The following is an 11,886-nucleotide window of genomic DNA, read 5'->3' as shown; positions in this document are numbered from 1 at the left end:
CGAATTTTAGAGAAAACAGGAAAGCTACCCGTATAAACTAAACCAAATGTTCAATTACTATTTCTGTAACGCATATCCAGCAGCATTGCTGCCCGCAAGTCGACCGGTAACAAGTGCGGAGGTGATATTGTAGCCTCCTGTATATCCATGGATGTCGAGGATTTCACCGCAAAAGTATAGTCCTTCTGCTTTCTTGGATGCCATTGTTTGAGGCTCGACTTCTTTGACTGATACGCCGCCCCCTGTGACAAAAGCTTTATCAAGAGGCAGGGTGCCATTCACTTTGAACTCGAATTGCTTTACTGATTTGGCGAAGCTTCTTATTTTTTCATGGCCTAGTTGTCCGCCCTGCATCGCTGGGTCAATCTCATTCAGCTCAAGCAGAAACAGTAGATACCGTTCTGGCAGAAGGCCCTTCAATAAATTCTTTACCGCTTTTTTTGGCTCTGTTTTAATCAGTTTATTGATTTCCTGGAACAATTCTTCTTCTTTCATGTCAGGAAGGGCATCAAGAGACATGACGACTTCTTTTAGGTTCCACTTTTGCATCGCTTTGACGACGAACTGGCTGCAGCGAAGCACAGCCGGGCCACTGATGCCGAAGTGTGTGAAGATCATATCCATTTTATGAGTGATCAGCGCTTTCCCTTTTGGGTTAAGTACGCTGAGCCCAATTCCCCTTAACGAAAGTCCCTGCAGAACTTTTTCTTTTATAAAAGGCTCAGAGGACGTCAACGGCACTTCAGTCGGGAACAAAGTTGTGATCGTGTGGCCTGCTTTTTCAGCCCAGGCATACCCATCTCCGGTAGAACCTGTATGAGGCACTGATTTTCCACCGACAGCAATGATGACACTGTCCGCATAAAACAATTCACCATTTTTCAATTCTACAGATACAGCCTTGCCATCTTTGTAGTGGACATCTGCAACAGGGGTGTTCGTCTTTATTTCCACTTTCAAATCCTTCAGATTTGATAAAAGGGCGTCAACAACGGACTGGGCTTTGTCCGTGACCGGGAACATCCTGCCATGATCCTCTTCTTTTAGCTGTATTCCAAGCCCTTCAAAAAATGAAATGATATCTTCATTGCTAAAAATCGACAGGGCGCTGTATAAGAACCGTCCATTTCCGGGTATATGTTTAATGATTTCATCCACTGGAAGGCGATTGGTTACATTACAGCGGCCGCCGCCTGAGATTGCCAGCTTTCTGCCCAACTTGTCTCCTTTGTCAATCAGCAGCACCTTTGCGCCCTGCTCACCAGCAGCAATCGCGGCCATCAAGCCAGACGGACCGCCGCCAAGGACGATTACATCGTATTTCATTGCTTCACCAACTTTTCGTTTCACTTTTTAGATCATTAAGCACTTTTATTATTATAATCCATCTCTTCATTAAAAACATTGCCTTGAATGATGTTCTTCAAACGGCAGTTAATGGATTACAGCCCGGAAAACTGGCAGTCAGGCTGGAGAAAGAGTAAACTAGGGAATGCAGGAAAATGTGCATCCGGGATTCAGGAAGTTTCTTTATACAGGGATGCAGGAAATTTCTGCATTCATTGATAAATATCATAGTGTCTGATTGTGTTTATGGTAAAATACAAGTTTGTAATCTGTTTTTATTTTAAAGATTGAAAAGTAGGGATCTTATGTCATCAAAGCTTTTAAGAGGGACGTTCATATTGACGCTCGGCACGATTTTATCTAAAGTGCTTGGGTTGTTTTATGTTATTCCCTTTTTTGCGATAGTAGGAGAGTATGGGACAGCATTATACTCCTTTTCATACATTCCATATACAATTTTCATTAGTATTGCTACAGCTGGCGTACCGCTTGCTGTTTCTAAATTCATAGCGAAATACAATGCCCTTGAAGAATATGCAGTCGGCAGAAAGTTGTTTAAATCTGGTGTGGCAGTTATGCTGGCAACCGGAATTCTATCTTTCTTGATTATGTATGTTACAGCTCCAGGGCTTGCTGAACTTGTCATGGATTCAAGTAATGATGAAAATGTGAAAATAACCGCTGCAGATGTGACCACGGTTATTCGTGCGGTCAGTTTTGCCTTGATTGTTGTTCCGTTCATGAGTTTGATTCGCGGTTTCTTCCAGGGACATCAGTCAATGGGGCCATCAGCAGTTTCCCAGGTTGTTGAGCAAATAGTCAGGATCGTATTCGTACTGGCCGGCGCCTTTTTTGTCCTGAACGTACTTGAAGGAGACATGGTTACAGCAGTTAGTGTTGCCACGTTTGCTGCCTTCATTGGTGCGCTCGGCAGTCTTGGAGTACTTGGCTGGTATTGGGTAAAAAGGAAGCCGCATTTAGATAAACTGCTTGATGAAGACAAGAAGACGCTGGATATTTCCTTAAAGGATATTTATAAGGAAATCTTGTTGTATGCGGCACCTTTTGTTTTTGTCGGTATTGCCAATCCTCTGTTCCAGTTTGTTGATATGATGACCTTCAACAGAGCGATGATGTCAGTTGGTTTCAGTCAAAATGAGGCGAGTTCGGCATTTTCAGTCTTGAACTTCCAATCACATAAGCTTGTCATCATTCCGGTTTCTCTGGCTACGGCATTTTCATTGACCTTGGTACCAAGCATCACAAAGGCATTTACAGAAAACGACCGCAAGGGTATGAGACGGCAGCTTGATCAGACATTCCAGGTGTTGATGTACCTAACCGTCCCTGCCGCGATTGGGATTGCGATACTTGCTGAACCGATGTATACCGTTTTCTATGCACATAATGACCTGGGCACGGACGTACTGACTACTTACGCCCCAGTAGCTATCCTATTCGCGCTTTTCTCGGTAACAGCTGCCATTCTGCAAGGTATTAATGAGCAGCGATTCACGATTTTGAGTTTGCTGACGGGATTATTGGTGAAGCTAACTTTTAACATCCCATTGATCAAGCTTTTTGAAACACAGGGTGCTGTGATGTCAACAGCATTAGGTTATATCGCGGCAATTATCATTAACATGATTGTTATTAAAAAATTCGCCAAATATCCAATGGGTTTTGTGACAAGAAGGATATTCCTGATTTTGATTTTCTCAGGTTTGATGGCTGGCGTTACGATGGCATTCTATGAGGTGCTTGTCGAATTCCTTTCACCAGCTGCCAAGTTCCAGTCTATCTTGATTATTGGAATTTCTGCCCTGGTAGGCGCTGCGGTGTACTTTTATCTGGGACTACGGACAAAGCTGGTGGACAGGCTTTTCGGGGACCGTGTGACCAAGATCAAGCGCAAATTAAGGCTGCCGGTATAATAGAAAAATGGCCTTCATAACATGAAGGCCATTTTTGCTAATATCCTAGTAATAAAAATTCTGGTCTTCTTGCCTGAAGCCGAGACGGCGCTCAATTCTGTCGACCCTGCGGTCTAAGCGGTCGATTTGATTGCTCAGCCTTTGCACTTGTCGTTCAAGACGGTCGAGTCTCTGGTCAAATTGGCCTCCTCCGCCAGGGAATCCTCCGCCAGGGAATCCTCCACCCGGGAAGCCTCCGCCAGGTATTCCCGGCAGCGGAATGTACAAGCCTTGTCCTTGCTGTCTATGGTTCATTCAGGTCATCTCCTCATAATCTGATGTAAAGTATGATATTAGTCTATGTAAGGCTGCAAGAAATGGAATGGGCACATGCCCATATGAATAGAAGGAGGTTCACAATGAGAATCGATAAAGTGCTTTCCAACCTTGGATATGGAAGCAGGAAAGACGTGAAGAAACTTTTAAAAGATGGTGCTGTAAAAGTTAATAATGAAACCGTGAAGGATGCAAAGCACCATGTGGATCCTGAGAATGATTCAATTACTTTAAACGGTGAAGAAATTCATTATAGAGAATTTATTTATTTAATGATGAACAAGCCGCCTGGTGTCATTTCAGCGACGGAGGACAACCGTGATGAGACGGTAATTGACCTGCTGGAGATTGAAGACCAGGTATTTGAGCCATTCCCGGTAGGCAGGCTTGATAAGGATACGGAGGGTCTGCTGCTGATCACGAATGATGGTCAGCTTTCCCACAAGCTTTTATCACCGAAAAAACATGTCCCTAAAACGTATTTCTCCGTGATAGAGGGAGAAGTGACTGAAAAGGATATCGAAGCATTCAAAAAAGGCGTCACTCTAGATGATGGTTATGAAACAAAGCCAGGGGACCTTGTCATTATAAAATCAGGTTTGACGTCTGATATAGAGCTGACGATCACTGAAGGGAAATTCCATCAAGTGAAGCGGATGTTCGAGGCAGTCGGAAAAAGGGTCATTTACCTGAAACGATTATCGATGGGACCGCTGAAGCTAGATGAAACGCTTGAGCTCGGAGAATACAGGGAGCTTACCGACGAAGAAGTGGAAATGCTGCAAACCTATGAAGTATAAAAAAATCGCCAAATTGCTTTGGCGATTTTTTATTTAACGAATTATCAACTACGAGAAGTGTCCAGCTTCAGCGCCTAGCCCCTCGAGCCGCTTGTCTAGTGTCGCCTCCTAGAAACTCCGAAACTTCAACTCCGCCGGCAGAAGCAAAAAGCGCTTCTTTGTCGGAGTCTCCAGTTTCTGCGTTTCTGGACAGTCGGCTATACATTTCTATTTCGGTCCGCCCAATGAAGTCAAAGAACGACTTCATCAGTCGGCCCTCCAGCGCTTGTCGGGGCTGACCAAGGCGCTTACGCATTTCGTATTACGACGACATCTTTACCTTTTTCTGGGTCGTTGTCCATTTACCTCGGCTCGGACTTTTCACTAAGTCGTTATAAGCCAGGACATTCAAGTCCCTCTGGATGGTTCGAGGAGTAATTCCGAATTCCTCTACAAGATCTTGAGTTGTGACAGTACCATTCTGACATATATACATGTAGATGGATTTGATGCGGTTTATCATCCGGTTAGTCGAAGGTTTCAAACAACCACTCCCTATCCTTTTTTAAACCCCTTTGTCATTTTCCTGCAACCGACTATTGATTGAAGACGAATCCTCAAGTATGTAGTTTTCTTCTTTCCAGACAGCTCCTTTTGCGTCCATTTTAAAAGGCAGTCCTAAGATGTCTTACCTTTTGGACTATTTTACACTTTAATAAATTATAATTCCAGATAATTTACTGTTTTTTATGAAAAATTAATAATTTACTCAGAACGTACCCCCTTCATAATGGTTTATATACTTAACAATATGGTGTTAAACAGGTTAAATATGATATTTATTAGAAAATTACAAAAATACATTAGACTGTAACTTAACTTTTACTCAGAGTTTACGAAAAGAGGTTATAAGGAGTAAAATAATATTCAAGTTTTCAAGTGGGGATTTAGAGTACAATAAGAACATCTTCTCGCTTAAGTGTTCCTGAAAAGGGAATACCACCTTTATACATATAAAATTAAATGGGGAGGTTACATGGATGACTTCAATCAATTGGAAACAGGAAGTAGAAAAAAGACAGAGTGATTTAATTAAAGACGCACAGGAACTCCTGAGAATCAAAAGTGTTCTTGACGAAGATAATACGTCTCCGGAGGCACCGCTTGGGGAAGGGGTCAAGGAAGCATTGGACTTTATGCTTCAGTTAGGTGAAAAGGATGGCTTCACTCCAAAGAATGTTGGCAATCTTGCCGGCCATCTGGAGTTCGGGCAAGGAGACGAAATTGTTGGTGTTCTTTGTCATGTCGATGTTGTACCTGAAGGAGACGGCTGGACAAGTGACCCATACGGTGCGGAAATTCGCGATGGTAAAATCTTTGCCCGTGGCGCTATCGATGACAAAGGTCCAACAATGGCTGCATATTATGCAATGAAAATAGTTAAAGAATTAGGATTGCCTCTTAACAAGCGGGTCAGGATGATCATAGGTACGGATGAGGAAAGCGAATGGCGCTGTGTTGACCATTATTTCGAACATGAAGAAATGCCAGCGATGGGCTTTGCGCCCGATGCTGATTTCCCGATAATCTACGCTGAAAAAGGAATCGCTGATTATGATTTGGTTTCAAAGGAAGCCGGTATTGAAAAAGAAGACTTCGATGCTGAAGTAATCGAATTTTCATCGGGCCGCCGCTATAATATGGTACCGGATTTTGCAAAGGTTGTCCTGGTTGTACAACAAGGACAAACGGATGTTGTCCAGCGCTTTGATGAATTCAAAAGGAACAATGAATTGGATGGTAAGGCAATCGTTGAAAGCGGCAAACTGATCCTTGAGCTCGAAGGTGTTTCAGCACACGGCATGGAGCCGGACAATGGCAAAAACGCAGGCCTATATATGGCAGGATTCCTGTCTGAATTGAATCTTGATGGAAACAGTGAAAAGTTCTTTCAGTTTGTCGCCAAGTACCTGGGCAAAGATTCACGCGGCAGGGAATTGGGCGTCGCTTATGCCGATGACATCACCGGAGATTTGACAATCAATGTTGGTAAGCTGTCTTACTCACGGGAAAACGGTGGCCGCGCTGGCTTGAATATGCGCTACCCGGTGACAACCAATCTTGAAAAGACAAAGGAAATATTGAATGGGGTATTAGAAGCTGAAGGAATTTCCATCGAGAATTTCTCAAACTCTAAACCGCATCATGTTGATGAAAGTGACTTCCTCGTCCAGACCTTGAAAAAAGTATATGAAGAGCAGGTTGGCGAAAAAGCAGAACTTATTTCTATTGGCGGGGGAACATATGCAAGATCGTTGAAGTCAGGTGTGGCATTTGGTCCGCTTTTCCCAGGAAGGCCTGATATCGCCCACCAAAAGGATGAATATATGATTATTGAAGATCTTCTTAGAGCAACTGCGATCTACGCGCAGGCTATCTATGAATTGGCAAAATAAAAAAGACATTACCGAAAATCAAGGAGGGGGAAGAGCATGGAATATGTAATTGTAGATGGCGAGGTTCTTGACCGGACGGTCGCCAAGGTAGACATTGAGGACAGAGGTTATCAATTTGGTGATGGTGTATATGAAGTCATCCGTATCTATAACGGCAAAATGTTCACTGGAAAAGAGCATTTGAACAGACTTGTAGAAAGTGCTGGAAAAATCAGGATGAAATTGCCTTTCAGTCCTGAGGAGCTTGAATCCAAAATGGAAGAACTGATTTCGAAAAACGAATTAGACACTGGTATTGTTTATATGCAATTTACAAGAGGGACTTCGCCTCGTAATCATGTTTTCCCTGCCGGTGATGTGGCGCCAACCTTTGTCGCGTACACGCGTAAGGTGGCACGCCCTGTGGAATCCATGGAAAAAGGAGTCAGGACTATCCTTGATGAAGACATTCGATGGCTACGCTGTGACATTAAAAGCTTGAATTTGCTTGGTAATTTGTTATCGAAGCAAAAGGCAGCAGAGGCAGGTTGCTTTGAAGCAATCCTTCATCGAGGAGAAACTGTAACTGAGGGAAGTCATTCCAACATCTCGATTGTGAAGGACGGCGTAATCATCACACACCAGGCAGATAATTTCATCCTCAATGGAATCACCAGACAAAAGGTGCTGGAGATTTGCAGCAATGAGAGTATTGCTTTTGAGGAACGAGCATTCACTCTTGACGAATTGTCTTCGGCTGATGAAGTGTTTTCATCTGGAACAACAGTCGAAGTCATGCCGATTGTTGAAGTGGATGGGAAGCCTGTAGGAAATGGGGAGCCAGGTCCTGTCACCAGGAACCTGCAAAACCTTTTTAAAGGGGAAATTGAACGCCAGTGCGGCAATTTATAACTTTCAACCTGCGGCTATACAGCTGCGGGTTATTTTTTTTCAAAAAGTGACACTCAGCTTATTTCAAATATCAACAGATTTCTCATTCGGGATTCTACATCTAAAGGATTTATCGCTTGCTTTGTTTTTTCTTGCCAGGAATGGGTATCATAAAAATATTTAAATCATCTGGATACCTGCTTTTGTTCATACTCAGACAACCTACAGCAGAATACCGAACAGGGGGAACAGAAATGAAAATCACTTCTGAACAGCATATTGAATTGCATGGATTCAATAATCTGACGAAATCATTAAGTTTTAATATGTATGACATCTGTTATACAAAGACAAAAGAAGAGCGGGAAGCTTATCTTGATTATATTGATGAACAATATAACGCCGACCGGCTGACTAAGATCCTCACTCACGTTTCAGATATTATTGGTGCCCATGTCCTGAATGTGGCCAAGCAGGACTATGTACCGCAGGGTGCAAGTGTCACCATTCTTGTTTCTGAAGGACCCGTTGTCGAGGTGCCAGATGAAGCGTATGACGAGTCGCCAGGCCCGCTGCCTGACAATGTCGTCTTACAGCTGGATAAAAGCCATATCACCGTCCATACGTACCCGGAATTCCACCCGGATGAGGGAATCAGTACGTTCAGGGCTGATATCGATGTATCGACATGCGGAGAAATCTCGCCGCTGAAGGCGTTGAATTACCTGATCCATTCCTTCGAAACCGATGTCATGACAATTGATTATCGGGTAAGGGGATTTACTCGAGATAAAGATGGTAACAAACTATTCATTGACCATGATATCAGCTCGATTCAGAACTATATCCCTGATAGCATTAAAAATCAATTCGATATGGTAGATGTCAATGTTTATCAGGAAAATATCTTCCACACGAAGTGCAAGCTAAGAGAATTTGATCTGGATAATTACCTTTTCGGATATACGAAGGAATCACTATCTCCTGAAGAACGAGAAGAAATTACGGAAAGAATCCAGGCTGAGATGGAAGAAATCGTATCAGGAGTGACACTCCATTCTGGTACGATTTTTGAGGATGAAGAAGCAGACGAAAGCTTGGAAAAATAAAACAATAAAGGCATAAGATTGGACTGTAGACGAACCACGTTAAAATGCGTTTGTCTGCAGTTTTTTTGTATGCAAAGATATAAGGGGAAGTTCAGTTCAAAAAAGATACCCTTAAGAAGCGAAACCCGCTGCATAAGGATACGAAACGGCCCGAACAGTACCCTTATGAAAGAGAAACACGCTGCATAAGGATACAAAACCGTCGGAACGGTATTCTTATGATGGAAAACCAGCTGCATAAGGGTATGAACCTGCACATTTCACTCCTTGCTAAAAGGGATCTTCATTTTAAACAGTAAAAAACTCGCCACACATGGCGAGTCTCTTTAAGTTTAGTCTTCAAATCTGAACAAATCACTTGATAGGTATCTTTCTCCTGTGTCACAGGCAATGCAGATGACGACTTCATCCGGCTTTAGGTCCTTGGCAACATTGATGGCGGCGAAGCAGGCGGCTCCTGATGATGGGCCGACTAGGATGCCTTCTTCCCTAGCAAGTCTTCGTGCCGTGTCATATGCATCTTCATCCTCAATTTTATGGATCTTTTCATATACATCCTGATTGAGGATTTTTGGGATGAAGCCTGGACTTGTGCCGACCAGTTTATGCTTGCCGGGCTTGCCGCCGGAGAGTACTGGCGACCCAGCGGGCTCAACGACGTGTACTGCAAGGTCAGGATATTCTTCTTTTAGAGCTTCGCCTGTACCGGTGATGGTCCCGCCAGTCCCTGCTGTTGCCACGAACGCGCTGAGCGGCTTTTTCAGTTCCTCCATCGCATCGATGATTTCCTTGGCTGTTGATTTTCGATGAGCATCAGGATTCGCTCCATTTTCAAACTGCATTGGCATAAAGCTGTTAGGAATCTCCTTTACCAACTCTTCCGCCTTTTTGATCGCACCAGGCATTTTTTCGTCGCCAGGAGTCAGCACGACTTCTGCTCCATACGCTTTTAACAGATTGATTCTCTCTTCTGTCATCGTGTCTGGCATGACAAGAATCGCTTTATAGCCTCTTGCCGCAGCGTTCATAGCCAGGCCAATGCCGGTGTTGCCGCTTGTGGGCTCAATGATTGTGGAGCCGGGTTTCAGCTTTCCTTCATTTTCGGCTGAAACAATCATGTTGAATGCTGCCCTGTCTTTTACGCTTTTGCTAGGGTTGAAGTATTCAAGCTTTAAGTAAACCGCTGCACCGTTCTCAGGTGCCAGCCTGTTCAATTTTACAAGCGGTGTTTCTCCAATTAATGAAGCAATATTGTTAACGACTCTCATGTGATAGCCTCCTTGATCGATATCGACCTGCTTTAGTATTTCCATTTAAGTGAATAATTGATGATAAGCAACTGAAAAATAATGTTAGCTTCTTCTTATCATATAAAAAAAGACTATTCCTATCAACTTGTGGGGATTAGAAATGTTCATAAGGAAATTCTGCCAATATTACAAACCATTTGCTACAATAAATTCAAGTGGACAAGAAAGGGTGTATTTGGTTGACGGGTCAGCAAACACATTATTTCTATGCTCTCGAACTTCCTGGGGAGACCAAAGAAATCCTGAAGGGCACAATCCACAGCCTGCAAGGTGAATTGCCTTTCAAAACCTGGGTACATCCGCAGGATTTACATATTACGCTCGCATTCCTTGGAAATGCACCTGAAGCCAAAATACAGGCTGCCAATGAAGTGATTGACGCAGCACTAAAAAACGAAGCATCATTTAAAATGGAAATCGATCATTTAGGCATTTTCGGCCGAAAGGACTCTCCAAGGATTTTTTGGGCGGGGCTAGAAGAATCCGCGGAATTGAATGATGTTAGAGATGCTGTGTTTACTGCATGCGTGGACTCAGGTTTTACCCTTGAAACACGGCCGTTCAGTCCGCATATCACAATCGCGAGGAAATGGGTCGGCGAGGAAGCTTTCACCGCTGTCCAGCTTGAGGCAATGAACCCATTTAAAAAAGAATTAACTTTTCAAGCCGAGAGGGTCGTTTTGTACAAGACTCATTTGGGGAAAAGTCCAAAATATGAACCAATTACACTATTCCCGCTTGCTTCCCGGTCTTAATGTGAATTGGAAGCAGGAATAAAGGCAGGTCAATCTATGGCACAATTAATCAAGCTTCAAGACTATGTATCACGCTATGCCCAGGACATTTACCTTTACCCCTCTAGATATGTCCGTCTGAAGAAAAAGCAGTGGGAAGGGATTAAGAAGAAATGGGAAAACGGTCCTGAACAAAATATTGAAAGCATCATTGATCGACAACAGGCAGAGCAGCCCAATAATATCCTTCATAAGCTTAAAGGCATCGTGCGCCAGCCAGAGCCAGTGTATGAAGAGAGTGCTCATGAGAACCTGGAAGACCAGGAGAACTTGATGGACGCTGGTTCTTTGAATTCAGTCACTAACATAAAAACAATCGAAGAATTAAAACAACATTTCCTTGATGGGTTGCTGCCATTCCAGCTGAAATGGGCCAGCTCGACTTTGACGGAAAGATCCTTTATCGCAAAAGAATACAACAATGATCCGACATTAAAATTTTTGCTGCAGCGATTTCCTGATACATTCCTCATTTTATATAAACCTATATTTTTATTGAAAAAAGCGCCGGTCGAGGCGGAGTTAATCATCATCACTCCTGCTGCAGCCATGTGCATTTCGTTCATCGAAGCCGAAGAGGATGCTGCTTATGTCGGATCAAAGGACCGCTTCTGGATCAAGAAAACGAGAAATAAGGAAAAGAAAATCCTTAATCCGTTGATTGCTCTCAATCGGACAGAGAAAATCGTCAAGACTCTATTTGATATGTACGGTGTCGATCTTCCTGTGCAAAAGCTGCTGATCAGCAGGAATGGATTCTTTGACTATCCACTCCAGCCTTATGGCGTGCAATTCATTGAAAAACGTAATTTTGAGGAATGGTTCATGTCCCTGAGAGGCATGAAATCTCCATTGAAGCATATGCAATTAAAAGCAGCACAGGTTCTTCTGCAATACTGCCAGACAACATCCGTCAGAAGGCTTGAGTGGGAAAACAATCCTAAGAGCGAATAAAAAATTTAAAAACCTAAT

12 protein-coding genes are annotated in these 11,886 nt (G+C 43.2%); 7 read left to right on the top strand and 5 right to left on the bottom strand.

What is annotated here, in order from left to right; all coding sequences use genetic code 11:
* Window positions 1-57 precede the first annotated feature (57 nt).
* Window positions 58-1,326, bottom strand: a complete 1,269-nt coding sequence (locus TY49_RS04470; RefSeq protein ID WP_041964706.1) for a BaiN/RdsA family NAD(P)/FAD-dependent oxidoreductase — start codon at window positions 1,324-1,326, stop codon at window positions 58-60.
* 326 nt (window positions 1,327-1,652) lie between these two features.
* Here TY49_RS04470 and TY49_RS04465 point away from each other — a divergent pair, with 326 nt between their 5' ends.
* Window positions 1,653-3,281, top strand: a complete 1,629-nt coding sequence (locus TY49_RS04465; RefSeq protein WP_041964705.1) for a putative polysaccharide biosynthesis protein — start codon at window positions 1,653-1,655, stop codon at window positions 3,279-3,281.
* 45 nt (window positions 3,282-3,326) lie between these two features.
* On the opposite strand, the gene TY49_RS04460 is transcribed toward TY49_RS04465, so the two are convergent.
* The gene (locus TY49_RS04460; protein ID WP_041964704.1) at window positions 3,327-3,575 is read right to left on the bottom strand and encodes a hypothetical protein; all 249 of its coding nucleotides are present in this window, start codon (window positions 3,573-3,575) and stop codon (window positions 3,327-3,329) included.
* A 104-nt stretch (window positions 3,576-3,679) separates the two neighbouring features.
* On the opposite strand from TY49_RS04460, the gene TY49_RS04455 reads away from it, so the two are divergent.
* Window positions 3,680-4,396 carry a pseudouridine synthase gene (locus TY49_RS04455; RefSeq protein ID WP_041964703.1) on the top strand — a complete coding sequence of 239 codons (717 nt, stop codon included), beginning with the start codon at window positions 3,680-3,682 and terminating at the stop codon, window positions 4,394-4,396.
* A gap of 67 nt (window positions 4,397-4,463) precedes the next feature.
* Here TY49_RS04455 and TY49_RS04450 read toward each other — a convergent pair whose 3' ends face one another.
* Both TY49_RS04450 and TY49_RS04445 read right to left on the bottom strand, forming a co-directional pair.
* Entirely contained in the window at window positions 4,464-4,643 is a 180-nt protein-coding gene (locus TY49_RS04450; RefSeq protein ID WP_041964702.1) for a hypothetical protein, read from the bottom strand.
* A gap of 54 nt (window positions 4,644-4,697) precedes the next feature.
* Complete coding sequence (locus tag TY49_RS04445) at window positions 4,698-4,919, bottom strand: DeoR family transcriptional regulator (protein ID WP_023626930.1); 222 nt, start codon at window positions 4,917-4,919, stop codon at window positions 4,698-4,700.
* Window positions 4,920-5,415: 496 nt separating this feature from the next.
* On the opposite strand from TY49_RS04445, the gene pepV reads away from it, so the two are divergent.
* The 3 genes from pepV (at window position 5,416) to speD (ending at window position 8,810) form a co-directional block, all read left to right on the top strand.
* Window positions 5,416-6,831, top strand: a complete 1,416-nt coding sequence (gene pepV / locus TY49_RS04440) for a dipeptidase PepV (protein ID WP_041964701.1) — start codon at window positions 5,416-5,418, stop codon at window positions 6,829-6,831.
* 36 nt (window positions 6,832-6,867) lie between these two features.
* Entirely contained in the window at window positions 6,868-7,722 is an 855-nt protein-coding gene (gene dat, locus TY49_RS04435) for a D-amino-acid transaminase (RefSeq protein WP_041964700.1), read from the top strand.
* Between the two features lie 233 nt (window positions 7,723-7,955).
* Window positions 7,956-8,810 carry an adenosylmethionine decarboxylase gene (gene speD / locus TY49_RS04430; protein ID WP_041964699.1) on the top strand — a complete coding sequence of 285 codons (855 nt, stop codon included), beginning with the start codon at window positions 7,956-7,958 and terminating at the stop codon, window positions 8,808-8,810.
* 332 nt (window positions 8,811-9,142) lie between these two features.
* Here the strand turns inward: speD and cysK are convergent, their stop codons facing one another.
* Window positions 9,143-10,078, bottom strand: a complete 936-nt coding sequence (gene cysK / locus TY49_RS04425) for a cysteine synthase A (RefSeq protein ID WP_041964698.1) — start codon at window positions 10,076-10,078, stop codon at window positions 9,143-9,145.
* A gap of 221 nt (window positions 10,079-10,299) precedes the next feature.
* On the opposite strand from cysK, the gene thpR reads away from it, so the two are divergent.
* On the top strand, window positions 10,300-10,875 hold the full coding sequence (gene thpR, locus TY49_RS04420; protein ID WP_041964697.1) for an RNA 2',3'-cyclic phosphodiesterase: 576 nt from the start codon (window positions 10,300-10,302) through the stop codon (window positions 10,873-10,875).
* A 36-nt stretch (window positions 10,876-10,911) separates the two neighbouring features.
* A complete protein-coding gene (locus TY49_RS04415; protein ID WP_041964696.1) occupies window positions 10,912-11,868 on the top strand; it encodes a hypothetical protein in 957 nt (318 codons plus the stop codon).
* Window positions 11,869-11,886: the final 18 nt, after the last annotated feature.

The organism is Mesobacillus selenatarsenatis SF-1, assembly GCF_000813125.1.
GTDB classification, from domain to species: Bacteria; Bacillota; Bacilli; order Bacillales; family Cytobacillaceae; genus Mesobacillus; species Mesobacillus selenatarsenatis.
The sequence above is the reverse complement of the archived record's forward strand: the minus strand, read 5'-3'. Positions and strand labels throughout refer to the sequence as shown.

Bases quoted from the DNA above. Each gene is read 5' to 3' on its own strand.
- cysK (WP_041964698.1), bottom strand. From the start codon at position 10,078: ATGAGAGTCGTTAACAATATTGCTTCATTAATTGGAGAAACACCGCTT.
- TY49_RS04465 (WP_041964705.1), top strand. From the start codon at position 1,653: ATGTCATCAAAGCTTTTAAGAGGGACGTTCATATTGACGCTCGGCACG.
- TY49_RS04455 (WP_041964703.1), top strand. From the start codon at position 3,680: ATGAGAATCGATAAAGTGCTTTCCAACCTTGGATATGGAAGCAGGAAA.
- TY49_RS04415 (WP_041964696.1), top strand. From the start codon at position 10,912: ATGGCACAATTAATCAAGCTTCAAGACTATGTATCACGCTATGCCCAG.
- speD (WP_041964699.1), top strand. From the start codon at position 7,956: ATGAAAATCACTTCTGAACAGCATATTGAATTGCATGGATTCAATAAT.
- dat (WP_041964700.1), top strand. From the start codon at position 6,868: ATGGAATATGTAATTGTAGATGGCGAGGTTCTTGACCGGACGGTCGCC.
- TY49_RS04460 (WP_041964704.1), bottom strand. From the start codon at position 3,575: ATGAACCATAGACAGCAAGGACAAGGCTTGTACATTCCGCTGCCGGGA.
- TY49_RS04470 (WP_041964706.1), bottom strand. From the start codon at position 1,326: ATGAAATACGATGTAATCGTCCTTGGCGGCGGTCCGTCTGGCTTGATG.
- pepV (WP_041964701.1), top strand. From the start codon at position 5,416: ATGACTTCAATCAATTGGAAACAGGAAGTAGAAAAAAGACAGAGTGAT.
- TY49_RS04450 (WP_041964702.1), bottom strand. From the start codon at position 4,643: ATGAAGTCGTTCTTTGACTTCATTGGGCGGACCGAAATAGAAATGTAT.